This window comes from Acidimicrobiales bacterium (genome assembly GCA_035533095.1).
In the GTDB taxonomy this organism is placed as follows: domain Bacteria; phylum Actinomycetota; class Acidimicrobiia; order Acidimicrobiales; family Palsa-688; genus DATLUM01.
Window position 1 is genome coordinate 72494 of record DATLUM010000106.1, and the last position, 24890, is coordinate 97383.

Genomic DNA, 24890 nt, shown 5'->3' on the forward strand with positions numbered 1-24890 from the left:
GGCCGGCGGCCGGCGGTTCTTGAGGGACATTCGTTTTTTGCGGGACGTCGCCGTCGCCAGATGACGTCTGTGTCCCGCAAAACGCCGTCGTCCCGCAAAAACCGTCCGGCGTGATGCTGTTGTGCGCTGCGTGATGCGCTGCGTGGTGCGCTGCTGCCCCCCGCCGGCGCCCCGCCGCCCGGGGGGCTCCGAGGGCGGTAGCGTCTGGCGCGATGCCCAGCGCGCGGGTGGTCAGGGCCGCGAGAGGACCGGAGCTGCACTGCCGCTCCTGGCCTCAGGAGGCGGCGTGGCGGATGCTCCACAACAACCTCGACCCCGACGTCGCAGAGCGCCCCGAGGATCTCGTCGTCTACGGCGGCGGGGGCAAGGCTGCGAGGGACTGGGCGAGCTTCGAGGCGATCTCACGGACGCTTCTCGAGCTAGGCGACGACGAGACCCTGCTCGTCCAGTCGGGCCGGCCGGTCGGGGTCTTGCGGACTCACGAATGGGCACCGCGTGTGCTCATCGCCAACTCAAACCTTGTGGGCGAATGGGACAACTGGGACGAGTTCCGGCGCCTCGAGAAGCTCGGCCTCACGATGTACGGGCAGATGACCGCCGGCTCGTGGATCTACATCGGGACGCAGGGAATCCTGCAGGGAACCTACGAAACCTTCGCCGCGGTGGCGGCCAAGCGTTTCGGCGGGTCGCTCGCCGGCACCCTCACGCTGACCGCCGGCGCCGGCGGGATGGGTGGAGCGCAGCCGCTGGCGGTGACAATGAACGGAGGCGTCGTCGTCTGCGCGGACGTCGACCGGACCCGACTTCAGCGCCGGCTCGATACTCGCTACCTCGATGTGGTCGCCTCGGACGTGGACGACGCAATGCTGCAGGCGCGGGAAGCCCAGAAGGAGGGCATGGCTCTGTCGGTCGGCGTCGAGGCCAACGCCGTCGATCTGTTGGAGACGATCGTCCGGCGCGACGAGCCGGTCGACGTCGTCACGGACCAGACACCGGCACACGACCCGCTGATGTACGTCCCTTCGGGCTTCACGCCGGCGGAGGCCGATGACCTGCGACGCTCGGATCCGGACGACTACCTGATGCGAGCCCGCGAGACCATCGCACGCCACGTCACCGCGATGGTCACCTTGATGGACCGCGGCGCCGAGGTGTTCGACTATGGGAACAGCTTGCGTGCAGAGGCACGTCTCGCCGGCGTCGAGCGGGCGTTCGACTACCCCGGTTTCGTGCCGGCGTACATACGGCCGTTGTTCTGCGAGGGCAAAGGCCCGTTCCGCTGGGCCGCGCTTTCGGGCGACCCGGCTGACATCGGGGTGACCGATCAGGCCGTGCTCCAAGAGTTCCCGGACAACGACCCGCTCGCCCGCTGGATACGCCTCGCCTCCGACAAGGTCGCGTACCAGGGCCTGCCCGCTCGCATCTGCTGGCTCGGGCTCGGTGAGCGCGCACGTATGGGTGAGAGGTTCAACGAACTGGTTGCGTCCGGGCGCATCAAGGCCCCGATCGTCATCGGGCGGGACCACCTCGACTGCGGCTCCGTCGCGTCGCCTTACCGGGAGACGGAAGCCATGGCAGACGGTTCCGACGCGATCGCCGATTGGCCGCTGCTGAACGCGATGGTGAACGTCGCTTCGGGCGCGTCCTGGGTGAGCATCCACGACGGCGGCGGCGTGGGTATCGGTCGGTCCGTCCACGCGGGCCAGGTGACGGTCGCCGACGGCACGCCGCTCGCCGCCGAGAAACTTCAGCGCGTGCTCACGAATGATCCGGCCACGGGTGTCATCCGCCACGTCGACGCCGGCTACCCCGAGGCGCGCAAGGTCGCCCGGGCTCGCGGTGTGAACATCCCGCAACGGGGGACGGACCCGTGACGGTCCGCCACGTGGCGACTATCGGTCACCCGGTGCTGCGCGAGTGGGCGGTTCCGGTCGATCCGGCTTCGCTCGATGATCCCGCCACCCAGGCCTTCATCGACGATCTGATCGAGACCATGCGCTACTGCAACGGTGCCGGCCTCGCCGCCCCCCAGGTGTTCGACTCGCGCCGCATCGTGGCGATCGAGGTCAGCTCCAACCCGCGCTATCCCTACAAGCCCGACATCCCTCTCACGGTGCTCGTCAACCCAGAGATCGAACCCTTGAGCGACGAGACATTCGACAACAACGAGGGCTGCCTTTCGGTCCCGAACCTCCGCGGCGTCACCCAGCGGTTCGTGGAGATCGCTGTCAAGGCCCTCGATCGCCACGGCGGACCGTGGGAGAAGGAGGTACGCGGGCTGTCGGCGGTCACGTTCCAGCACGAGGTGGACCACCTAAACGGCAAACTCTTCCTCGATCGAGTGATGGACCCGACGACGCTGACGACGTGGGAACAGTACGAGCGCTTCGGAAAGCAGGAGTTCACGAGCCGGGCGGCCGCGCTCGTGGCGAGGTTCGGTTCCTGAAGGTGCACGGCAACGGAACCTGGTGGGCGGAGCACGCCTGGCTCGGCGGTGAACGCAACGCCGGAGGAGTTCTTATCGGGGTGAAAGACGGGACCTTCTCGTCTGTCACCCCCGGGGTACCGGTCCCGCCGCCCGGTGCAACGACGCTAAGGGGCATCACGATGCCCGGCCTGGTCAACGCGCACTCACACGCATTTCACCGGGCATTGCGCGGACGGACCCACGACGCACGCGGAACGTTCTGGTCATGGCGCGACACGATGTACAGGGCGGCCGAGGCTCTGGACCCGGACCTCTACCTGAGACTGGCGCGTGCGGTGTTCGCCGAGATGGTCCTCGCCGGGTACACGACCGTCGGCGAGTTCCATTACCTGCACCACGACCCGCTCGGTCGCCCGTACTCGGACCCCAACCAGATGGGCTCGGCCCTTCTCGGGGCCGCATCCGAAGCCGGTATCCGCATCACCCTTATCGACGCGTGCTACTTGAGCGGAGGGTTCGGCGAAACCGCCCTCGAGGGGGTGCAGAGGCGGTTCAGCGACACAGACGTTTCGTGCTGGGCTGAGCGCGTCGCCTCGTTGAAGACCGGTGACGGCCAACGCATGGCCGCGGCCGTCCACTCCGTGCGAGCCGTGCCGCCGGGGGCCATCAAGCACCTTGCGGCGTACGCAGCGCAGAGCGGGTGGCCGCTTCACGCGCACGTCTCCGAACAGCGCGCGGAAGTCGACGACTGCATGGCGGCGACCGGTCTCAGCCCGTTCCAGCTGCTGGAAACCGCGGGAGCACTCGACTGTGACTTCACCGCGGTGCACGCCACGCACGCCGGTCCGCACGACGTGGTCGTGCTCGGAGACTCCCGAGCCCACGTCTGCGCCTGCCCGACCACCGAGCGGGATCTCGGCGACGGCATCGGTCCCTTCGCTCGGATGCGGGACGTCGGCGTTCAGCTGTGCCTGGGAAGCGATTCGCACGCTGTCATCGACGGCTTCGAAGAAGCACGGGCCCTGGAGATGGATTCGCGCCTCGTGAGCGAGCAGCGCGTCCTCTTCTCCTCCTCGGAGCTCATCCGCGCCGCGACATCAGCGGGGTTGGAGTCGCTCGGATGGTCCGCGGGAGGGCTCGCGCCGGGCCAGCCTGCTGACTTCGTGTCCATCCGGACGGACACCCCCAGGACCGCCGGCTGCGACCCGGAGCTTGCCGCGTCGACGATCTTCGGCGCGTCCGCGGCCGACGTCGACACGGTGGTCGTGGGCGGCGACACGATCGTCGACGGAGGCGAGCACACACGCATCGAGAACCCGGCGGCCGCGATCGCAGCAGCCGTCGACGAGGTCTGGGCATGGCATCGATAGCCCTGACCGCGATCGCGGAACTCGTCACCTGCGACCCCGCGATCGGCCGCGGCGAGCTCGGGATTGTCGACGACGGCGTCCTCGTGGCGGATGAGGGGACGGTGGTTTACGCCGGGCCGCGACGCGGCGCTCCGTCGGGTGTGGAGATGCAGGTCGAGCTGCACGGACACTGCGTCGTTCCGGGTTTCGTCGACTCGCACACGCACCTCGTCTTCGCGGGCGACCGTGCCGGCGAGTTCACCCGGCGGATGGCGGGCCAGCCTTACCAACCGGGGGGGATCCTGGAGACGGTCGCGGCGACCAGGGCCGCCGGCCGGCCGGCGCTCGAAGCCCACGCCGGCCGGTTGGCGCGCGAGGCGATGAGCTACGGCACGACGACACTCGAGGTCAAGACCGGATACGGGCTGACGCCGCGGCACGAGGCGATCCTCCTCGACGTGGCCAGAGGGGTCACGTCCGAAGCCACCTTCCTCGGAGCGCACATCGTGCCGGCCGAATACGAGCACGACAGGGCGGGATACATCGCGTTGCTCACGGAGGTCATGCTGCCGGCCGCCGAGGGGGTCGCCAGGTGGTGTGACGTCTTCTGCGAAGCCGGCGCCTTCGACGTCGACGAGTCGCGAGCTGTACTGCAGGCCGCACGCGACCGCGGTCTGGGGCTGCGGGTCCACGCCAACCAGCTCTCCGCCGGAGGCGGAGTGGCTCTTGCCTGCGAGATGGGCGCCGCGTCCGCCGACCACTGCACCCATCTCACACCCGGCGACGTCAGCGCGCTCGCGGATTCGGACACTGTCGCAACGATCCTTCCGATAAGCGACTTCTGCACCCGCCAGCCGTACGCGGACGGCAGGCGGCTCATCGACGCAGGCGCGACGGTGGCGTTGGCCAGCAACTGCAACCCGGGCTCGAGTTACTCCGTTTCGGTGCCACTGGCCATGGCGCTCGCGGTGCGCGAGTGCGGGCTGTCCGCCGGTGAGGCCCTGTGGGCCGCTACGGCCGGCGGGGCTCGTGCGCTACGGAGAAGCGACGTCGGCAGGCTGGCGCCCGGCTGCCGCGCCGACGCCCTGGTGATCGCAGCCCCGTCCCACGAGCACCTCGTGTACCGGATGGGTTCGAACCTCGTGTCGGCTGTCCTGAAGGATGGGAAGTGGGCCCGGGGCCATTTATCGTGACCGGTCGGTAGCCCAATAACCTGGACGGCATGCCCCCCGCCGACGAGCGCCGCACCGACTCCGGGATCGAGATAAGGCCGGTCTACTCGACCGCAGACCTCGAGGGCTGGGACCCCGCCAAGCAGCTCGGATCCCCCGGCGCCTACCCCTACACGCGCGGCATCTACCCCACCATGTACCGCGGGCGGCCGTGGACCATCCGGCAGTACTCGGGCTTCGGCACCGCGGAGTCGACCAACGAGCGCTGGCGCCTGTTGCTCGCCGGAGGCGGCACGGGACTCTCGTGCGCGTTCGACCTCCCGACGCAGATGGGCTACGACTCCGATCACCCCCGCGCCGAGGGGGAGGTCGGCAAGGTCGGGGTCGCCATCGACTCGATCGACGACATGCGGATCCTCCTCGGAGGATTGCCCCTGGACAAGGTCACGACGTCGATGACGATCAACGCGACCGCCGCGATCCTCCTTCTCCTCTACCAGCTCGTCGCCGAGGAGCAGGGCGTCTCGGGCGACAAGCTCGGCGGCACCATCCAAAACGACATCCTCAAGGAATACGTCGCCCGCGGCACCTACATCTACCCGCCACGCCAGTCGATGAGGCTGATCACCGACATCTTCGCATACTGCCGCGAGAACCTGCCCAGCTGGAACACCATCTCAATCTCCGGGTACCACATCCGCGAGGCCGGCTCGACTGCGGTCCAGGAGATCGCGTTCACGATCACGAACGGGATCGCGTACGTTCAAGCCGCCATCGACGCGGGCCTACCGGTCGACGAGTTCGCACCCCGGCTGAGCTTCTTCTGGAACGCACACAACAACTTCTTCGAGGAGGTCGCAAAGTTCCGCGCGGCCAGGCGCATGTGGGCGCGGATCATGACCGAGCGTTTCGGCGCCAAGGACGAGAAGAGCAAGCTGCTCCGCTTCCACACCCAGACCGGTGGCTCGACGCTCACCGCGCAGCAGCCGGAGAACAACATCGTTCGCGTCACCGTTCAGAGTCTCGCTGCCGTCCTCGGCGGGACACAGAGCCTGCACGCCAACGGTTACGACGAGGCGCTCGGGCTGCCAACCACCAAGGCCGCGACGATCGCTCTCCGCACCCAGCAGATCGTCGCCAGCGAGTCGGGCGTCGTCGACACGGCGGACCCCCTGGCGGGCTCGTACTTCGTCGAGTCGCTCACCGACGCGATCGAGACCGAAGCGTGGGCGTACCTCGAGAAGATCGACGGCATGGGCGGGTCGGTCCCGGCGATCGAGGCCGGCTACATGCAAGAGGAGATCGAGCAGGCCGCATACCAGTACGCCAAGGCAGTCGACACAGGTGAGAAGGTCATCATCGGTGTCAACAAGTACGTCGACGACCAACCCGAGCCGGCGGAGGTGTTCCCCATCGACCCCGCTCTCGAGGAGCACCAGGTCGAGAGGGTCCGCCGTACCCGAGCCGAGCGCGACCAACCCGCGGTCGACGCCGCCCTGGCCGATGTTGCATCAGCTGCCCGCGGCACGCAGAATCTCCTACCGCCGATGAAGGAGGCGCTGCGCCGGCGGGCGACGTTGGGCGAGGTCAGCGACATCCTTCGCGCCGAGTTCGGCGTGTACCAGCCGAGCCGGTAGGAGCAGCGAGTGCCCGTGCGTTTCGTGATCGTCGGCGGGGGCCCCGGGGGGAACACCGCGGCCACGTACGCGGCACGCCTCGGAGCCGAGGTCACCTTGATCGAGCGCGACGTCATCGGCGGCGCCGCCCATCTTTGGGACTGCATCCCCTCGAAAACGATGATCGCTACGGGGGGCGCGATGAGCTTCAGCCGGCGCGTGGAGGGGATGGGCCTCGAGCACCAGGACCCGCACCTGGATCTGGCGGCGCAGCGCCGGCGGGTGGAAGGGATAGAGGGCCACCTCCGCGATCAGGTGACCACGCTCCTCGAGAGCCAGGGAGTGCGCATTCTGCGTGGAACCGGCCGGGTCAAGGGCCCTCACGAGGTCGTGGCCGAAACGGAGGCCGGTCTCGAGGAGATAGATGCCGACGCCGTGCTGATCTCCACCGGGAGCAGGCCACGAATCCCGTCGTGGGCGGACCCGGACGGCGAGCGGGTTCTCACCACCCGGCAGGCCTATCCCCCGCCGCAGATGCCGGAGCACATAGTCGTGATCGGATCGGGCGTGACGGGCGTCGAGTTCGTGCACATGTTCAGCTCGTTCGGCTCGAAGGTGACCCTCATCGTGAGCCGCCAGCAGGTCCTGCCGAGCAAGGACCCCGAAGTCGCCGCGGCGCTCGAGGACGAGCTGCTCCGCCGCGGCGTGAAGCTGCTGAAGGGCGCACGCGCGGAAGGCATCGACATGCGTCCCGACGGGGTCTCGGTCAGGTGCGACGACGGTCGCGTCGCCGCCGGCAGCCACGCCCTGCTCGCCATCGGGTCGATCCCCAACAGCGACGGCCTCGGTCTGGAGTCAGCCGGCGTCGAGATCGACCGCGGGGGTTACATCTCGGTCAACCACCACTGCCAGTCGAACGTCCCGCACATCTACGCGGCGGGCGACGTCTCGGGAAAGCTTCCGCTCTCGTCGGTGGCTGCGATGCAGGGGCGCAAGATCGCGGAGCACGTGATGGGGATCCACACCCGCGAGCACCGGCACATCGACTACGAGAAGGCCGCCTCGGCGATCTTCACCGAACCGGAGATCGCCGACGTCGGGCTCGCCGAGGCTGAGGCTTTCGCGTCCGGCCGCAAGATCCGGGTCACCAAGGTCCCCTACGCCGCTGCAGCGAAGGCGCTGATCAACGACGACCCGACAGGCTTCGTCAAGATTCTCTCCGACCCGGCAACCGGTGTGGTGCTGGGAGGGTCGATCGTCGGCCGCCATGCCGCTGAGCTGATCTCGGTTATCGCTCTGGCGGTCACAGCCAACCTCAAGGTCAGCGACATCGTCGAGAGCTGCCTGGCACACCCGACCCTGTCAGAGGCTCTCGCCGACGCTGCCGAATGACCTGAAGAGGTTCGTCAGAACCTCTTCAGGTGGCGATGGGGCTGCCTGGGCGGATGTAGCTTTCGAGGCTGGTGATCGGGAAGGAAACGGTCCCCGCAGGGAACGCCACTACCAGCGAGTCGGGCGTGAGGTACCAAACGGAGAAGTCGCCGGCGCTCGGGTTGGAGGCACCGTTCGCCTGCATCTGGGTGACGGCGGTAGAGCTGAGGTACGACTTGTAGCCCCCTTGGAACAGGTCGTCCAGAGTCAGCTGTCGGTTGTCCGCCAGATCGAACGTCGCGGCAGTGAGATGCCCGCCGCACGACCACAGAAACGACACCACTTTCGCGTCGTCCCTCTCGGCGCTGACCGTGCAGGTTCCCGACAGCTTCGACCCGATGGCGGTCAGCTGCGTGTTGACTGACGGCTTGCCGGCGAGTTGTGGCACCGGAAGCCCCGAGACGTGGATGACGCTCACGGCGGGTCCCGCCGCGGCCTGCCGGGCCGTCGTCGGTGAACCACGTTGTGGGCCGCTCAGCCCGGGATTGTCGGAGCTACTCGACCCGCACGAGGCCACTACGGAAGCCGCGGCCATAACCAGCGCGACGGCCGCTCTTTTTCCTACCTCGATTTGGGGGCCTCGATCGGATGCGGCATGCACAGCTCGTCATACTCGGCAATCACGATCTGCTCTTTGGGGATGCTGCACGCCGCGCATTGCGGATCGCGGTTCACCTTGAACGTGCGGAAGGTCTCCTCGAGCGCGTCGTATGCAAGCAGGCGTCCGGCGAGTGGATCGCCGATGCCGAGCAGCAGCTTGACCGCCTCCATCGCCTGGATGCTGCCGATGATCCCGCAAAGGACTCCGAGCACGCCCGCCTCCGAGCACGACGGCGCCAGCTCCGCCGGCGGTGGCTCAGGGACCTGGCAGCGGTAGCACGGTCCTTGATGCGGGAGGTACACGCTGGCCTGGCCCTCGAAGCGGAAGATCGATCCGTGCACCACCGGTATGTCGAGCTTGAGGGATGCGTCATTGACCAGGTATCGGGTCGGGAAGTTGTCGGTCCCGTCGACGATCACGTCGTAGCCCTTGAAGATCTCGAGGACGTTGTCGGCACCGAGGCGCACGTCGTAGGTGACGACGTTGACGTCGGGGTTGAGCGCGGTGAGCGTCTTCTTCGCCGAGTCGACCTTGCGTTCGCCGACGCGGTCACCGTTGTGCAGGATCTGGCGTTGGAGGTTGGACGCGTCCACGACGTCCATGTCGATGATGCCGAGTGTGCCGACTCCGGCCGCCGCGAGGTACAGCGCCGCGGGTGACCCGAGGCCGCCGGCGCCGAGCAGCAGCACCTTCGACTGCAGGAGTTTGTGCTGCCCCGCGACGTCGACTTCGGGCAGCAGGAGGTGGCGCTGATACCGGTTGCGCTGTTCCGCGGTCAGGGCGGCGGGTGTCCTCCATGCGCGTCCCTCGTCCTTCCACTTGTTGAAGCCGCCCGCCATCGACACGACGTCGGTGTAGCCGAGCTGGGTGAGGGTGTCGGCGGCGAACGCAGAGCGGGTGCCGCCGGCGCAGTAGACCACCAGGTGCGCGTCGCGGTCCGCGATGCGCGCCTCCACCTGGCTCTCCAGGTGGCCGCGGGGAATGTGTACCGCGCCGGGGAGCGCGCCTTGCTCGTACTCGTCGGGCTCGCGCACGTCGAGCACCACGGTGCCCGGTCGGGCCACTTCCTCCTCGGCCTGGGTGGTATCGACCTCTTTGATGCGCGCCTTGGTGTCACGCAACAGGTCACGGAACGTCGCCATGGCGTAAATCTTACCTCGCCGGTCAGGTAGTCGGCCTGGGCGCCGCCGGCCGGCAGTCCGGTCTGCGAGTCTCTTGTCCATGGAACTGGGTGAGGTGCTGCGCCGGCGGCGAATGTGCCGCAACTTTCGGGACGAGCCCGTGCCGCCGGAAGTGGTCGACCGGCTGCTCGACCGGGCCCGCCGTGCGCCTTCGGCGGGGAACACGCAGGGCTGGTCGTTTCTGGTCCTCGAGGGGCGCGAGCAGCTGGACGCCTTCTGGGAGGTGGAGTCGGATCCCGAGTGGAGGGACGTCCCCTCCCTGCCGGGTGTGCTGAGGGCGCCGCTGATCGTGGTGCCGCTGTGCAGCGTGCAGCGTTACCTGGACCGCTACTCGGAGCCGGACAAGATCGCGGCTGGCATGATGGAGGAGGGGGCGTGGCCGGCGCCGTTCTGGGTCGTTGATGTGTCGTTCGCTACGATGACCCTCCTGTTGTCGGTCGTCGACGAGGGCCTCGGCGCACTGTTCTTCGGGCTCCGAGGGACGCCCGGCGACTTGCGGTCGGCGTTCGGGATCCCAGAGGGCTGGCAGGCGATCGGCGCGGTGGCGATCGGCTGGCCGGAAGACGACCGCGGCCCCGTCGGGTCGGCGGCGCGGGGACGCAGGCCGGTCGACGAGGTCGTCCACCGCGGGCGCTGGCAAGCAGACCCGGGCCCGGCCAGGCCAAACGACATACCTAGATGATCTGTGGCAGGACCTCGCTGATCGAAGCGTGGAGGAGCGCGTCGGCGTCCGCGTCGTAGGGGGTCGGTTGCGCGTTGACGATGATCAGCGCGGCGCCCGCGTTCTTGGCGAGGGGGACCAGACCGGCGGCCGGGTAGACGCCGAGGCTCGACCCGACCGCCAGTAACACGTCGCAGGCGAGGGCAGCGGCCTCTGCCTTAGCCATGACCTCGGGGTCCAGGGCCTGGCCGAAGCTGATCGTCGCGGACTTGAGGACTCCGCCGCAGCGCACGCAGAACGGGTCGAGGTCGCCGGCTCGAACCCGCTCGAGGGCTGCCTCCATCGCGCCCTCCTCACCGCAGTCCCAGCACCTGACCCGGCGCATGGTGCCGTGCAACTCGATCACCTTCCCCGGGCTGTTGCCGGCCTGCTGGTGCAGCTCGTCGATGTTCTGGGTCGCGATGGCGACCAGGCGTCCCTGCCGTTCGAGTTCGGCGAGCGCCTTGTGGCCGGGGTTCGGCTGCGCCGTCCATGCCGGCGAGTTGAGGCGGTTCTGCCACGCCTCGCGGCGGACCTCGGAGTCGCGCAGGTAGTGGGACAGGGTTGCCGTGCGCTCGGCTTTGGGGTCCTTGGTCCAGGTCCCCTGAGGACCCCGGTAGTCCGGGATTCCCGAGTCGGTGGAGATGCCGGCCCCCGTGAGGACCGTCACGCGCTCGGCACCTCGCAGGATCTGGCGCGCCTGGCCGACGGCTTGCTGGATGTCGTCGGGTGGAGCCATCCGTTCCAGTTTTCCAAATCCTCTTGATGAGTTTCATACACTGTTGTATCATGAAAGTCACTCAGATTGATCTAGAAGGAGGGAGATCGGCGGTGGTACAGCAGATGGTCACTTTCCAGTCGGAGGTTCTAGGCATCCGGCCGTGGCCCGACGATGTGGTCGAGAAGGTCGGCTTCGACCCGCGGAGCCCTTACGTCGAGCGGTTCTGGCTGTCGATCATCGGTCCGAGCGCTACGTGGCTGATGCGCCGCATCGCCGCTGGGTTCGACGCCGCCCCTGAGGGCTTCGACCTTCCACTTGGAGAAACCGCCCGCGCGCTCGGGCTCGGGGACAAGGGCGGCCGGCACTCGCCGCTGCTGCGCACGGTCAACCGTCTGATCCTGTTCGAGCTGGCGCACGCGAGCGGCCCCGACGAGCTGACGGTCCGGCGAAAGCTGGCACCGCTGAGCCGACGGCACACCCACCGCCTCCCGCCGGCGCTGCAGGAAGCCCACGAGCGCTGGCAGGCCGAACAGTTGGAGGAGCCGCCCGGCGAGGCTTTGCGCAGGAGAGGACGCCAGCTCGCCCTCAGCCTGCTCGAGCTCGGCGAGGACTCCGAGGCTGCAGAGCGCCAGCTGCTTCGCTGGCGTTACCACCCGTCGCTCGCCCGGGACGCCGTCGCGTGGGCATGCGAGCGGCACAAGGTCGCTCTCGCGGCAGCGGGAGGACCCGCCTAGAGGTCGCAGGATTTACCTGCGATGGCGCGAACCTCTTCTAGGCCGGCGTGCCCGTACCCTTGGCGCATGAGCGCGCGCACTCCCCGGTTACCGCCGGGCGGCCCAGTAAGGCTCGAGAGGCGAGGGCGGACCTGGGTTTACGACACGGGGCCACCCGACGGAGCCGGCGCGCCCCCCGTCGTTCTCCTCCACGGTTGGACCTCGTCGGCCGCTCTCAACTGGTACCGGTGCTTCGAGCCCCTCGCGTCACGCCACCGGGTCGTCGCGCTCGACCACAGGGGGCACGCAAGGGGGATCCGCAGCCGCCGTCCGTTCCGGCTCGAGGATTGCGCAGACGACGCGGCGGCGTTGATCCGAGAGCTGGGGCTCGGACCATCGATCATCGCCGGATACTCGATGGGCGGCCCGGTGGCACAGCTGCTCTGGAAGCGCCATCGGGACCTGGTGGAAGGGCTGGTGCTGTGCGCCACGGCGGCTCGTTTTCCGGTGCGAAAAGAGCTGGGGAGGGTGATCGGCCCGTTCAGCTTCGCGATGTCGTTGGCGCTGTCGGGCGTGCCGTACCAGCTGCGCAGGCAGGGCGTATCGATGTTGTTGCGCAGCAGGGTGCCGGCCGCGGGGACCGCTCCGTGGGCGTTCGAGGAGTGGGAGCGCCACGACCCGGCGGCGGTGATCCAGGCGGGCCTGGCTCTGGGCCGCTTCGACTCGCGTGAGTGGATCGGGGGCATCGACGTCCCGACGGCGGTGATCGTCACGACCATGGACACGGCGGTCTCCCCGCGCCGGCAGGCGGCTCTCGCGGCTGCGATCCCCGGCGCGGTGGCGATCGAGGTCGCTGGCGCGCACCGCGCGTGCGTCGAGGATCACCGCCTGTTCGTGCCCGCGCTGGTGGAAGCCTGCGGGATCGCCGGTGCCGGGCGAGACGTGCCGCAGGCCCGCCCGCAGGCCGGCAGCCGGACGGTCTAGCCCCCGCTCATTCCGGCTTCCACCTCCCGGGCGGCTGCGAGCACCTCGCGGGCGTAACGCTTCCCGGGACTGCGTGTCGTTCGCTCGATGGGTCCCGATACCGACACCGCGGCGACGGCTTGACCGGCTACTAGGACGCCGGCGCTCACCGACGCCACCCCTTTCTCCCGCTCCTCGACGCTCTGCGCCCAGCCGGTACGCATCGCAGCGGGATCGCCGCGCAACACCTTCGCAGCGGATCCCCGGTCCATCGGGAGCGTCGCTCCCACTGGCACGATGGTGCGCAGGCTGTGCGGCGACTCGAGTGAGAGCACGCAGACCCTCGAGTCTCCGGCGCGCACGAACAACTGGGCGCTCTCCCCCGTCACATCCCTCAGGCGGGCGAGGGCCGGGGCGGCCACCTCCGAGATCGTGCGCCGGCCGCTGATGCCCGCGCTGCCTGCAAGCCTGGCGAGGCGCGAACCGAGTACGAACCTGCCTGCCGCGTCGCGCTCGACGAGGCTGTGGACCTCGAGAGCCTGCGCGAGGCGGTGCGCCGTCGCTCGGGGGAGGTCAGTGTGGTCCACGAGGTCGGGCAGCGCGAGAGGTCCGGTCTCGAGTGCGGCGAGGATCCGAACCGCCTTGTCGAGGACGCCGACGCCGCTTACACTCTCTCCCATAACTTGAACACTATCTCACATCCTGAGATAGCCGCTCCGGATGGACGATCAGACTCGACGAGGGTGGGATGACGCCGTGACCAACCCGCAGACACTGGCAGACAAGGTTTGGGAGCGCCACGTTGTCCGGCGCGCCGAAGGCGAGCCCGACCTTCTGTACATCGACCTCCACCTCGTCCACGAGGTGACGTCCCCGCAGGCGTTCGACGGGCTGCGGATAGCCGGCCGTGCGGTGCGGCGGCCGGATCTCACGGTCGCAACGATGGATCACAACGTCCCCACCACGGCACTCGACCGGCCCATCGAGGACCCGATCTCGGCGCGCCAGATGGAGGTACTCGCGGCCAACTGTGAAGAGTTCGGGATCCGGCTCTACTCGATGGGCGACGCGCGCCAGGGGATCGTGCACATCATCGGGCCCGAGCTCGGGCTGACCCAGCCGGGCATGACGATCGTCTGCGGGGACAGCCACACCTCCACCCACGGCGCGTTCGGCGCGCTCGCGTTCGGAATAGGCACCAGCGAGGTAGAGCACGTGCTTGCCACGCAGACGCTCCCACAGAGGCGCCCGAAGACCATGGCCGTGACGGTCGACGGTGAGCTTCCGGCCGGTGTGACGGCCAAGGATCTGGTGCTCGCCATCATCGGCAAGATCGGCACAAGCGGCGGCATGGGGCACGTCATCGAGTACAGGGGCTCGGCCATCAGGTCGCTCTCGATGGAAGGCCGCATGACGGTCTGCAACATGTCGATCGAGGGCGGGGCCCGGGCAGGGTTGGTCGCTCCTGACGACAAGACCTTCGAGTACCTCCAAGGTCGTCCCTTCGCACCGTCGGGCACAGCATGGGAGCGGGCGTTGGACGACTGGAGGTCGCTCGTAACCGACGACGGGGCGGTGTTCGACAAGGACGTGACGCTGGAGGCGGCGGCGTTGACCCCGTTCGTGTCCTGGGGGACCAACCCCGCCCAGGTCGTGCCGATCGGCGGTGTCGTGCCGTCGCCGGACGAGCTCGGCTCGCCTTCGGAGCGCGACGCCGCTTCGCGGGCGCTCGAGTACATGGGCTTGACCGCCGGGTCGAAGGTTCGGGACATCCCAGTCGACACGGTGTTCATCGGCTCGTGCACCAACGGCCGTATCGAGGACCTGCGCGCCGCGGCCTCGGTGCTGGAGGGACGGAAGGTCGCTCCGTCTGTGCGGGCCCTGGTGGTACCCGGGTCCGGCCAGGTGAAGGCGCAAGCCGAATCGGAGGGACTCGACAAGGTGTTCACGGGCGCGGGCTTCGAGTGGCGCAACCCAGGTTGCTCGATGTGCTTGGCGATGAACCCGGACAAGCTTCAGCCCGGCGAGCGCTCGGCTTCGACGTCCAATCGCAACTTCGAAGGGCGTCAGGGCCGTGGGGGGCGGACACACCTCGTCTCGCCGGCGGTGGCCGCGGCAACCGCCGTAGCCGGCCGCTTCGCCACGCCGGCGGACCTCGGCTAGGGCTGGTCGGGTCGTCACCGATCAAGGTTTACGGGACAGGAGGACTTGAGATGGAAGCTGTGCGCGTGGTGACAGGAACAGCGGTCCCGCTGGACCGCTCGGACGTGGACACCGATCAGATAATCCCCAGCGACTGGTTGAAGAGGGTGGAGCGCACCGGCTTCGGGCAGGGGCTGTTCTCGGAATGGCGCGACGACCGCAACTTCGTGCTCAACAAGCCGGAGCACGCCGGCGCCACGATCCTCGTGGCCGGCCCGAACTTCGGCACTGGATCCTCTCGAGAGCACGCAGTGTGGGCGCTGATGGATTACGGGTTCCGCGCGGTGGTGTCGCCTCGTTTTGGTGACATCTTCAAGAACAACTGCACCAAGGCGGGCTTGGTACCGGTGCAGGTGGACGCGACCTTCGGCGAGGCGCTGTTGCGCGCCGTGGTTGCGGATCCTTCTCTGGAGATCACGGTCGACGTCGAGCGCCTGGTCGTGTCGGCGCCGGCGGCCGGCCTGGAGGCGGAGTTCCCGCTCGACGCGTTCACCCAGCACCGCCTCGTCGAGGGTCTCGACGACATCGGGCTCACCTTGCGCCACGAAGGCGACATCACGGTGCACGAGGGTCGCAGGCCGGATTGGATGCCCTCGGTAGGGTAGTTTCCTTGCGTGGTGAGGCTCTTGCGCATGATCCTGCGGCTGTTGTTCCGGGCCCTGGCGGTCGCCGCGGTCGTCTGGGCCGGGCGCGAGTTGATGCGGCGGTGGGTGGACGGGCCTGATCAACCCGCGGTCGCCGGCAACTGGGAGAGATGGGAGCCGACGCGGGCGGGCACGGGCTCCGGCGGAGTGGACGGTGAAGCCGAGGACGATGGCACGCGCACGAACGCGGGAACCGTCACACCCGAGGCACCAACGCCGAAGAAGGCCTCCTCGGCGACGGCTCCGGCGCGGCGCGCTACCGCGCCGTCCGGCGGTGCCTGGGTCGCGCCGAACGGTTCCGGCGAGACCCCGGCCACCCATCCTGTGAAGGCGAAGCTTTCGAGCCACCTCTACCGGGTCCCGGGCATGCCCATGTACGACCGCATGGTTCCCGACCGCTGCTACGCCAGCCCGGAAGCGGCAGAGACCGACGGGTTCTCCCGGGCGAAGCGCTGAGGAACCTCTTCAGACCCCGGCGAGAGCCACAGCCCCGAGGATCCCGGGCGTCGAACGCAATGCACCCACCACCGCGGCCGGCACTTCCTCCTCGAAGGAAAGGGCCATCATCGCAGTACCGCCCTCGGCACTGCGTCCGAGCTTGAGGTCGACGATGTTGAGCCCGGCGCCGGCGATGATCGACGCGACGGCGGCGACCATGCCGACGCGATCATCGTTGTGCACGAGCAGCATCCAGGGCGACAGCGGAAGCTCCAGGTCGTGGTCGTCGATCATGACGACGCGGGGCTCCCCGACGGTGAACATGGTGCCGGCTACTGAGTGCTTGCCTCCTCGAAGAGTGATGAGGTTCGCGTAGGCGCCACCACCGCTGTGCCCGGACGTGGCGCGCACGGCCAACCCGCGTTCATCCGCCAGCCGGGGAGCATTGACAAACGACACAGGCTCGTCGGAGCTGATCGAGAAGATTCCCTTCTGCACGGCGAGGGCAAGGATCCGGGTGTCCTCGTCTGCAAGTCCGCCGGCGAACTCGATGTCGAGAACCGCGGGAAGCTCGGTGACGATGCCGCCGAACATGCGCCCGAGTCTTTCTGCCAGCGGCATCCAGGGCTTGACCGCTTCGGGCACCTCGTTCGCCGCGATGTTCACGGCAAACGGCACGAAGTCGCCGGCGAGCGCGAGCTGTACCTGTTCCGCGATCGTCATCCCGGCCTTGTCCTGCGCTTCCCGGGTCGACGCGCCGAGGTGAGGCGTGACTACGACAGATTCGAGTTCGAACAACGGCGAGGAGGTGACGGGCTCGTGCTCGAACACGTCGAGGGCCGCGCCGGCGATCGTGCCTTCTGTGACGGCGGTGGCGAGGGCCTTCTCGTCGACGATCCCCCCGCGTGCGGTGTTGACGATTCGAAGCCCGGGCTTGGCGCGCGCGAGCACGTCGACTCCGATCAGGCCAGTCGTTTCCGGCGTCTTCGGCAGGTGGATGGTCAAGAAGTCGGCGACCGACACGACGTCCGCCAGAGACATCATCTCGACACCCATGTGCTTCGCGCGCTCGGGACTGACATAGGGGTCGTACGCGACCAACCTCATCCCGAACGCGGCGGCGCGTTGCGCGACCAGAGCGCCGACCCTCCCGAGCCCTACGACACCGAGGACCTTGCCGTGCAACTCCACGCCCTCCCAGCGCGACCGCTCCCAACGACCGGCCGCCAGCGCGGCATGCGCCTGCGGCACATTGCGGGCCTGCGCGAGAAGCAAGGCCATCGTGTGCTCCGCGGCCGAAAGAACGTTGGACTGCGGAGCGTTGACCACGAGCACACCTTGCTTGGTGGCCGCGTCGACGTCGACGTTGTCCAGGCCGATCCCGGCCCGGCCGACCACCACCAGGTCACGGCCGGCGGCCAGGACCTCGGCGGTGACCTTGGTGGCGGAGCGGATGATCAGCGCCGCGGCTCCCGGCACGGCCGCCAACAGCTCGGACGCCGACAAGCCGACGGACACGTCGACCTCGTGGCCGGCAGCGCGCAGCAACTCGAGGCCAGGCTCGGCGATCTCCTCGGTCACGAGAACTCTCGCCATGCTCAGGCACCTACCAGCTTGGCGATCCGGGTGATGCCTTCCTCCAGGGCCGCGTCGGAGAGGGCGTACGAGAACCGGGCGTAGCCCGGAGCTCCGAAGGCCTCTCCAGGCACGAACGCGACCTTCGCCTCGTCCAGCACGAGCGCTGCGAGATCCAGGGTCGTCGACGCGGTGCGCCCGGCGATGGGGCGGCCCAGAAGCCCTGTCATGTCGGGGAAGGCGTAGAACGCCCCCTCCGGCTCGGAGCATTCGACACCCGGGATGTCGCGCAGCATCGACACGATCGTCCGCCGGCGCCGGTCGTACACGGCCCTCATCTCCGAGACGGCGGACAGGTCGCCCGACACGGCTGCGAGCGCCGCTCGCTGCGCGACGTTGCACACGTTGGAGGTGGCGTGCGACTGCAGGTTCGCAGCCGCTGCCACAACGTCGGGGGGTCCGATCAGCCAGCCGACGCGCCAACCGGTCATGGCGTACGTCTTCGCCACGCCGTTGATGACCACGCAGGTGTCCGCGAGCTCGGGCACCACTACCGGCATGGAGCTGAACCGGGCATCGCCGTACACCAGGTGCTCGTAGATCTCGTCGGTGACGACCCATACCCCGTGCTCCAACGCCCAACGACCGATCGCCTCGACCTCCTCGCGCGGGTACACAGCTCCGGTCGGGTTCGACGGCGAGACGAAGAGCAGCACCTTGGTGCGGTCCGTCCGTGCAGCTTCGAGCTGATCGACCGAAACCCTGAAGCCCGATTCGCCCGTCGTCGGTATCTCCACCGCCTTCCCGCCGGCCAGGCCGATCACCTCGGGGTACGTGGTCCAGTAGGGGGCCAGCAGGAGAACTTCGTCGCCGGGGTCGAGGAGCGTGGCGAACGCCTCCTCCACCGCCTGCTTGCCGCCATTGGTCACGAGCACCTGCGAACCCGATACCCGCAAACCGGAGTCTCTCGACGTCTTCGATGCGATCGCATCCTTGAGCTCGGGGAGCCCGGCTGCCGGGGTGTACTTGTGGTTGCGAGGGTCGCGGCACGCCGCCACCGCGGCTTCGACAATGTGCTCCGGCGTGGGGAAGTCCGGCTCGCCGGCGCCGAAGCCGATCACGTCCTCCCCGGCGGCCTTGAGGGCCTTGGCCTTGGCGTCGATTGCGAGGGTCGCGGATTCGGCGACTGCTGATATGCGCTGTGAGATGCGGGCCATCGCCTGCAATAGTTTCACAGTGACCACCCCCACTCCGCCGAATTCGGGCACGACCGACGTCCGCATACCCGCCGACCTGCTGCCCTCCGACGGGCGATTCGGGTCCGGCCCGTCCAAAGTCCGGCGGGAGGCCGTCGAAGCGCTGCGGGCGGCCGGTACCAGCCTGCTCGGGACCAGCCACCGGCAAGCCGCAGTGCGGTCCCTGGTGGGACGTGTACGGAAGGGGCTCGCCGACTTGTGGGAGCTGCCAGAGGACTACGAGGTGGTCCTGGGCAACGGCGGAACCACGACGTTCTGGGACGTGGCCACGTTCGGGCTGATCGAGAACCACAGCCAGCATCTGACCTTCGGGGAGTTCTCCTCGAAGTTCGCCCAGGCGGTGGCAGCAGCGCCGCACCTGGGCGACCCCCAGATCATCTCCAGCCCTCCGGGGACGCACCCGGAGGCCGAAGGCGCCGCCGGGGTGGATTTCTACGCTCTCACCCACAACGAGACGTCCACCGGTGTGATGATGACCCTGCGCCGCCCAGAGGGTGTCGACCTAGGCGCTCTTGTGGCGGTCGACGCAACTTCGGGGGCCGGCGGGCTCCGCTTCGACCCGCGCGAGACCGACGTCTACTACTTCGCCCCGCAGAAGGGTTTCGCGTCCGACGGGGGCCTGTGGGTTGCCGTCCTTTCACCCGCTGCGATCGAGCGGTCGAAGCGCATACAAGAATCAGGGCGCTGGGCGCCGGCGTCGCTGGACATCAACATCGCGATCGAACAGAGCCGTCTCGACCAGACCTACAACACGCCGGCGGTGGCGACGCTCGTCATGTTCGCCCACCAGCTCGAGTGGATCCTGGCCGGCGGCGGAATGGATTTCTCCGCGGGCCGTTCGGAGCGGTCGGCACGCACGCTGTACGGCTGGGCTGAGCAGACCGGATACACGACACCATTCGTCGCCAAGCCCGACGAGCGCAGCAATGTCGTGGCCACGATCGACTTCGACGAGAGCATCGACGCGGCGGCGGTGGCAAGGATCCTGAGGGCGAACGGCATCCTCGACACCGAGCCCTACAGGAAGCTGGGGCGGAACCAGCTACGGATAGCCATGTTTCCCGCCATCGATCCCGAAGACATCGAGGCGCTCACCCGCTGCATGGAGTACGTGGTGGAGCGCCTCTGAGGGTCCTGACCCTTGTTGTACTGGAAAAGACGGATCGGTTGCGTGGGCAGGGCCGCTCTCGGTGGTTATCCTCGTCTGATCGCCGGTCGAGGAATCGCTGCCGCCCTGGCGTCGCTAGCAGCCGCAGTGGCGGTGTTGCTCGGGGCCTCCCCAGCGGGTGCTACGTCATCCGCGCCTTCGACGGCCGCGCCCGGGCCCCCGCCCGCGAAGGCGGAGCTGCTCGCCGACCTCGACACCGGTCGCGTGCTGGTCGCCCAGAACGCCCACACCCCCCTCCCGCCGGCAAGCCTCACCAAGCTCCTCACCGCGGTAGTCGCGGCGGACTGGGTCCCCTCCGGCACTCAGGTCCCTGTGAGCGCGCGCGCCGAGAACGTCTCGCCCGACAAGCTCGGCATGAAGGCGGGCCAGGTCTGGCCCCTCGACATCACCATGCACGCGCTGTTGATCTCGTCCTCCAACGACGCCGCCTACGCCCTGGCCGAGCTCGTCTCGGGCTCGATCGAGAAGTTCGCCGGCACGATGGAGGACGCAGGTCGGCAGATGGGCATGCAGGATCATCCCGTACTCCGTGATCCCGCCGGCCTCGACGGAAGCGAGGGTGCAGGCGGCGGGAACCTGTTGAGCGCGTGGGACATCGCCATCGCCGCGCGGGACCTGATGGCGAACCCGTACCTGGCGGGCATCGTGGCGGAGAAGTCATTTCGCTTCACGGGCCCCGATGGGATCGTGTACGAGATCGCAAGCCACAACCGGGCCTTCCTCAACAGCTACCCGGGCGCGGTCGGCGTCAAGACCGGCTACACGGACCCAGCTGGTGTGTGCGTCGCCGCCGAGGCGGTGCGCGGCGGTCGGCACATGCTCGCCGTCGTCATGAACGGCGAGTTCCCCGACAAGACCGCCGAGATGCTCCTCGACCAGGGCTTCGCGACGGCACCGGGATCCGAGCCGGCGCAGGGTCCCATGTTGCCGCCGGTGCTGGAGCCGCACCCGCCGGCGCCCGTGGCCAAGCACGACCCCGCCCGCGGCGGTTCGCGTACGCAGCCGACGCCCGGCACCGCCGCCAGCGGCACCGACCAGCTCGCCTCGATCGGTGCGACCAAGAAGTCGCAACCGCTGATGCCGCCCGTCCTAGCGGCTGCCAGCATCGCGACACTCATCGCGTGCGCCTGGACGCTCGCATCGCGTGGCCGGCGGCGGCAGCGTTCGATGGGAGTGCACTACCGCCGCAAGCAGTGAACGCTTCTGCCGGCTATCCGCCGCTTACGTCTTGCGGACGCTGAGACCCGGCGCTGATGAACGGCATCATCGCCCGCAATTCCGCACCGACCTTCTCGATCGGGTGGGCACGGCCCTCCTCCTGGAGTTGGCGGTAGCGGGGGCGCCCGGCCTTGTTCTCCGCGATCCATTCCTCGGCGAAACGACCGGTCTGGATCTCCTCCAGGATCTTCTTCATCTCGTCACGTACGGCCGAGTTGATCACCCGAGGGCCTCGCGTGAGATCGCCGTACTCCGCTGTGTCCGAGATCGAGTAGCGCATGCCGGCGATCCCGTGCTCGTACATGAGGTCGACGATGAGCTTCACCTCGTGCAGGCATTCGAAATAAGCGGACTCGGGCTGGTAGCCGGCGTCGACAAGAGTCTCGAAACCGGCCTGGATCAGAGAGGTGAGGCCGCCGCAGAGCACGACCTGTTCGCCGAACAGGTCGGTCTCGGTCTCCTCGGCGAACGTGGTCTCGAGCACGCCGGCGCGCGTAGCGCCGATCGCGTCCGCGTAGGAAAGAGCGAGATCCCGGGCTTTTCCCGTGGCGTCCTGCGCCACGGCGATCAGCGCCGGCACCCCGCCCCCGCCTTCGTAGGTGCGCCGCACCAGGTGGCCGGGACCCTTCGGGGCGACCATCGCGACATCGACGCGTTCGGGCGCGCTGATGAGTCCGAAGCGCACGTTGAAGCCGTGCGCGAAGAGGATGGCGTCACCGGCTTTGAGGTTGGGTTCGATGTCGGCTTTGTAGATCGCCTGCATCTCGGTGTCCGGCGCGAGCATCATGATCACGTCGGCCTCGCGTGCGGCCTCGGCGATCGAGACGACCCGGAGCCCGGCGGCCTCGGCCTTCGCCTTGGACGACGAGCCCTCTCGCAAGGCCACCCGGACGTCGATACCCGAGTCGCGCAGGTTCAACGCGTGGGCGTGGCCCTGTGAGCCGTAACCGATGATCGCCACCTTGCGGCCGGCGATGATGCCGGAGTCGGCGTCCTTCTCGTAGTAGACCGTCGCTGCCATTTGTCTAGCTTGCCTTTCCGGTGAGACGCAGGCGAGGGGGCGCCTGGCGGTCGAGCTTGGGCAGCGCCACACGGCCGGTGCGCTGCAGTTCTGTGATCCCGTAGGGTCGCATGAGTTCCTCGAAGTCGTCGAGTCTGTCAGGCTCGCCGGCGAGCATCACGGTGAGGGCGTCCGGCCCGACGTCGACGATCCTGCCCTCGAACACGCCGACGAGCTCGATGACCGAGCTGCGCTGGTCGGACCCCGCCGCGAGCGTGGCCATGAGCAGTTCACGCTCGACCGCTTCCGAGGGGTGGAGCTCCGTGATCTTCACGACGTTGACGAGCTTGAACAGCTGCTTGGTGATCTGCTCGACGGAGGTCTCCTCCACGTCGATGACGATGTTGATGCGGCTGAAGCGTTCGTCGTCCGAGGGGGCGACGGCGAGCGAGATGATGTTGAAGCCACGGCGTGCGAACAGCCCGCTGACACGGGCGAGCACGCCGGACCTGTTCTCGACGAGCACAGAGAGGGTCTGGTGGGTGGGGCTGACTGCCATTACTGGACCACTCTTTCTCCGCCTGGCTTCTGGGACGGGTGCACGACGAGGTCGTCGTTGGAGAACCCTGCGGGCACCATGGGGAAGACCTTCTCCCTGGAGTCGGTGCGGAAGTCGATGACGACCGGGCGGTCGTCGATCGAGTTCGCCTTCTCGATCACAGGCTGGACCTCCTCCGGCGACTCGACGCGGAATGCGGCGCAGCCCATCGCCTCGGCCCACTTGACGTAGTCCGGCAGGTCCGGCGAGAGGTACACCTCGCTGTAGCGCTCCTCGTAGAACATCTCCTGCCACTGGCGGACCATCCCCAGATACGCGTTGTTGAGGATGGCCACCTTGACGGGGATCCTCTCGCTCGCGGCGGTGACGAGCTCCTGCGCGGTCATCTGGAAGCATCCGTCGCCGTCGACCGCCCACACGGTGCGGTCCGGGCGGCCGACCTTCGCGCCGATTGCGGCCGGGACGGAGAAGCCCATGGTCCCCAGCCCGCCCGAGTTGACCCACGTGTAGGGCTCGGTGAACCGCCAGTACTGGCTGGCCCACATCTGGTGCTGGCCGACACCGGAGACGAGGATCGTGCCTTCCGGAGCGCAGTCGCGTAGTTGCTCCATGACGTACTGCGGCTTCAGGGCGTCCCCGGGCACGTGGGGGTCGTAGTACAACGGGAAACGTTCCTGCCAACCCGAGATCCGGCTGCGCCATTCCTCGCGGTCGGCCTGGTCCCGACCCTCCAGGGCCCGCACGATTTCGGTTATGACCTGCCTGCAGTCCCCCACGATCGGAACATCGGGCCTGCGGATCTTGCCGAGCTCCGCCGGGTCGATGTCGACGTGCACGACCTTGGCTTCGGGGGCGAAAGACGTCACCTTGCCGGTCACCCGGTCGTCGAAGCGCGTGCCGAGAGCTATCAGCAGGTCCGACTTCTGCATCGCGGTGACGGCCGTGTAGTTGCCGTGCATACCGGGCATGCCGAGGCACAGCGGATGGTCGTCGGGGAACGCACCGCGGGCCATGAGCGTCGTGACCACGGGGATGCCGGTCCGCTCGGCCAGCTCGCGCAACGCACCGGCCGCTCGGGACCTCAGGATCCCCCCGCCGGCGTAGATGACGGGCCGCCGGGACTCGCTGATCAGGCGGGCGGCCTCCTTGATCATCTTCGGGTGACCCTTCAGCGTGGGTTTGTATCCCGGCAGGGAAGCCGCGAGGTCCTCGTCGCTGGGCCAGTGCCAGGTGATGTCCGCCTGGAGGACGTCTTTGGGGACGTCGAGCAGAACGGGGCCGGGTCGGCCGGTGGTGGCCAGGTGGAACGCCTGGCGCACCATGAGCGGGATCTCGTCGGGGTCCATGATCAGCTCGTTGTGCTTGGTGACCGAGCGGGTGATCCCGACGGTGTCGCACTCCTGAAAGCCGTCCGTCCCGATGACCGGCCGGCTCACCTGCCCGGTGATGGCGACCATCGGGACCGAGTCCATGTAGGCGTCGCAGAGCGGGGTGACCAGGTTGGTCGCAGCCGGGCCGCTGGTCACCATGGCCACGCCGGGGCGGCCCGTGACGTGGGCGTAACCCTCGGCCATGTGACCGGCCCCCTGCTCGTGACGGACCAGGATGTGGCGGATCGGCGAGTCCAGGATCGGGTCGTAGGCAGGGAGGATGCAGCCGCCAGGCAGCCCGAATACGACCTCGACCTGTTCCATCTCGAGGCTCTTGATCAGGGCTTGTGCTCCGGTCATCTTCATGGGGTTTCTCCGTGTATCGGGCTCTTGGCGGCGGGTTGCGTTCGGTTCCGGAAAATGAAACGACCTCCCGTCTGGGAGGTCGTCAACGCACACGCAGGTTTGCGTGTGCGTCAGGTGATGAGTACGAGAACGAGCTTGTTGCTCACGCCGCCAAGTGTCGCACAGCCGACCGGAGGGTGCAATCCGGAGCCTCGACGCCGGCGAAGGTACGGTGTGGCC

23 protein-coding genes are annotated in these 24890 nt (G+C 68.3%); 14 read left to right on the forward strand and 9 right to left on the reverse strand.

The genetic code is table 11. The features are described from left to right. The first annotated feature begins 212 nt into the window (after window positions 1–212). Genes hutU through VNF71_13570 form a run of 6 tightly spaced genes read left to right on the forward strand, consistent with a single transcriptional unit; the run spans window position 213 to window position 7957 of the window. Window positions 213–1874, forward strand: coding sequence for a urocanate hydratase (hutU, locus tag VNF71_13545; GenBank protein HVA75577.1), 1662 nt, complete (start codon window positions 213–215; stop codon window positions 1872–1874). Next, window positions 1871–2446 carry a peptide deformylase gene (def, locus tag VNF71_13550; protein HVA75578.1) on the forward strand — a complete coding sequence of 192 codons (576 nt, stop codon included), beginning with the start codon at window positions 1871–1873 and terminating at the stop codon, window positions 2444–2446. Before hutU ends, def begins: the two co-directional genes overlap by 4 nt. Window positions 2447–2448: 2 nt before the next feature. Further along, complete coding sequence (locus VNF71_13555) at window positions 2449–3798, forward strand: formimidoylglutamate deiminase (GenBank protein ID HVA75579.1); 1350 nt, start codon at window positions 2449–2451, stop codon at window positions 3796–3798. Next, window positions 3786–4970 (forward strand): imidazolonepropionase, encoded by a 1185-nt coding sequence (gene hutI, locus VNF71_13560; protein ID HVA75580.1) that lies wholly within the window; start codon window positions 3786–3788, stop codon window positions 4968–4970. The genes VNF71_13555 and hutI overlap by 13 nt, the downstream gene beginning before the upstream one ends. A 29-nt stretch (window positions 4971–4999) precedes the next feature. Beyond that, a complete protein-coding gene (locus VNF71_13565; GenBank protein ID HVA75581.1) occupies window positions 5000–6586 on the forward strand; it encodes a methylmalonyl-CoA mutase family protein in 1587 nt (528 codons plus the stop codon). 9 nt (window positions 6587–6595) lie between these two features. Next, entirely contained in the window at window positions 6596–7957 is a 1362-nt protein-coding gene (locus tag VNF71_13570) for an FAD-dependent oxidoreductase (GenBank protein ID HVA75582.1), read from the forward strand. A gap of 25 nt (window positions 7958–7982) precedes the next feature. On the opposite strand, the gene VNF71_13575 is transcribed toward VNF71_13570, so the two are convergent. Both VNF71_13575 and moeB read right to left on the reverse strand, forming a co-directional pair. Continuing rightward, window positions 7983–8414 (reverse strand): hypothetical protein, encoded by a 432-nt coding sequence (locus VNF71_13575; GenBank protein HVA75583.1) that lies wholly within the window; start codon window positions 8412–8414, stop codon window positions 7983–7985. Between the two features lie 143 nt (window positions 8415–8557). Next, on the reverse strand, window positions 8558–9739 hold the full coding sequence (gene moeB / locus VNF71_13580; protein HVA75584.1) for a molybdopterin-synthase adenylyltransferase MoeB: 1182 nt from the start codon (window positions 9737–9739) through the stop codon (window positions 8558–8560). A gap of 79 nt (window positions 9740–9818) precedes the next feature. On the opposite strand from moeB, the gene VNF71_13585 reads away from it, so the two are divergent. After that, complete coding sequence (locus VNF71_13585; protein ID HVA75585.1) at window positions 9819–10460, forward strand: nitroreductase family protein; 642 nt, start codon at window positions 9819–9821, stop codon at window positions 10458–10460. Here the strand turns inward: VNF71_13585 and VNF71_13590 are convergent. After that, window positions 10453–11217 (reverse strand): Sir2 family NAD-dependent protein deacetylase, encoded by a 765-nt coding sequence (locus tag VNF71_13590; GenBank protein ID HVA75586.1) that lies wholly within the window; start codon window positions 11215–11217, stop codon window positions 10453–10455. The genes VNF71_13585 and VNF71_13590 overlap by 8 nt on opposite strands. 50 nt (window positions 11218–11267) lie before the next feature. Here VNF71_13590 and VNF71_13595 point away from each other — a divergent pair, with 50 nt between their 5' ends. Together VNF71_13595 and VNF71_13600 are read left to right on the forward strand one after the other, a co-directional pair. Beyond that, window positions 11268–11933: a hypothetical protein gene (locus VNF71_13595; protein HVA75587.1), complete on the forward strand. Its 666-nt coding sequence runs from the start codon at window positions 11268–11270 to the stop codon at window positions 11931–11933. A gap of 66 nt (window positions 11934–11999) precedes the next feature. After that, a complete protein-coding gene (locus VNF71_13600; GenBank protein ID HVA75588.1) occupies window positions 12000–12896 on the forward strand; it encodes an alpha/beta hydrolase in 897 nt (298 codons plus the stop codon). On the opposite strand, the gene VNF71_13605 is transcribed toward VNF71_13600, so the two are convergent. Then, on the reverse strand, window positions 12893–13555 hold the full coding sequence (locus VNF71_13605; protein ID HVA75589.1) for a helix-turn-helix domain-containing protein: 663 nt from the start codon (window positions 13553–13555) through the stop codon (window positions 12893–12895). The genes VNF71_13600 and VNF71_13605 overlap by 4 nt on opposite strands. A 40-nt stretch (window positions 13556–13595) precedes the next feature. On the opposite strand from VNF71_13605, the gene leuC reads away from it, so the two are divergent. Genes leuC through VNF71_13620 form a run of 3 tightly spaced genes read left to right on the forward strand, consistent with a single transcriptional unit; the run spans window position 13596 to window position 16177 of the window. After that, window positions 13596–15038, forward strand: coding sequence for a 3-isopropylmalate dehydratase large subunit (gene leuC / locus VNF71_13610; protein ID HVA75590.1), 1443 nt, complete (start codon window positions 13596–13598; stop codon window positions 15036–15038). A gap of 50 nt (window positions 15039–15088) precedes the next feature. Next, on the forward strand, window positions 15089–15682 hold the full coding sequence (gene leuD, locus VNF71_13615; GenBank protein ID HVA75591.1) for a 3-isopropylmalate dehydratase small subunit: 594 nt from the start codon (window positions 15089–15091) through the stop codon (window positions 15680–15682). Between the two features lie 12 nt (window positions 15683–15694). Beyond that, window positions 15695–16177, forward strand: a complete 483-nt coding sequence (locus VNF71_13620; GenBank protein HVA75592.1) for a hypothetical protein — start codon at window positions 15695–15697, stop codon at window positions 16175–16177. A 9-nt stretch (window positions 16178–16186) separates the two neighbouring features. Here VNF71_13620 and serA read toward each other — a convergent pair whose 3' ends face one another. Together serA and VNF71_13630 are read right to left on the reverse strand one after the other, a co-directional pair. Beyond that, window positions 16187–17755, reverse strand: a complete 1569-nt coding sequence (gene serA, locus VNF71_13625) for a phosphoglycerate dehydrogenase (protein ID HVA75593.1) — start codon at window positions 17753–17755, stop codon at window positions 16187–16189. Window positions 17756–17757: 2 nt separating this feature from the next. Beyond that, complete coding sequence (locus tag VNF71_13630) at window positions 17758–18951, reverse strand: pyridoxal phosphate-dependent aminotransferase (protein ID HVA75594.1); 1194 nt, start codon at window positions 18949–18951, stop codon at window positions 17758–17760. A gap of 19 nt (window positions 18952–18970) precedes the next feature. Between VNF71_13630 and serC the strand changes: the two genes are divergently transcribed. Next, window positions 18971–20119: a phosphoserine transaminase gene (gene serC, locus VNF71_13635; GenBank protein HVA75595.1), complete on the forward strand. Its 1149-nt coding sequence runs from the start codon at window positions 18971–18973 to the stop codon at window positions 20117–20119. Between the two features lie 126 nt (window positions 20120–20245). Next, entirely contained in the window at window positions 20246–21355 is a 1110-nt protein-coding gene (locus tag VNF71_13640) for a serine hydrolase (GenBank protein ID HVA75596.1), read from the forward strand. Between the two features lie 13 nt (window positions 21356–21368). Here VNF71_13640 and ilvC read toward each other — a convergent pair whose 3' ends face one another. The 3 genes from ilvC to VNF71_13655 are packed head-to-tail and all read right to left on the reverse strand — an operon-like array spanning window position 21369 to window position 24764. After that, complete coding sequence (gene ilvC / locus VNF71_13645; GenBank protein ID HVA75597.1) at window positions 21369–22397, reverse strand: ketol-acid reductoisomerase; 1029 nt, start codon at window positions 22395–22397, stop codon at window positions 21369–21371. Window positions 22398–22401: 4 nt separating this feature from the next. Then, window positions 22402–22935 (reverse strand): acetolactate synthase small subunit, encoded by a 534-nt coding sequence (gene ilvN, locus VNF71_13650; protein ID HVA75598.1) that lies wholly within the window; start codon window positions 22933–22935, stop codon window positions 22402–22404. Further along, window positions 22935–24764 (reverse strand): acetolactate synthase large subunit, encoded by a 1830-nt coding sequence (locus VNF71_13655; GenBank protein ID HVA75599.1) that lies wholly within the window; start codon window positions 24762–24764, stop codon window positions 22935–22937. The genes ilvN and VNF71_13655 overlap by 1 nt, the downstream gene beginning before the upstream one ends. Between the last annotated feature and the right edge of the window lie 126 nt (window positions 24765–24890).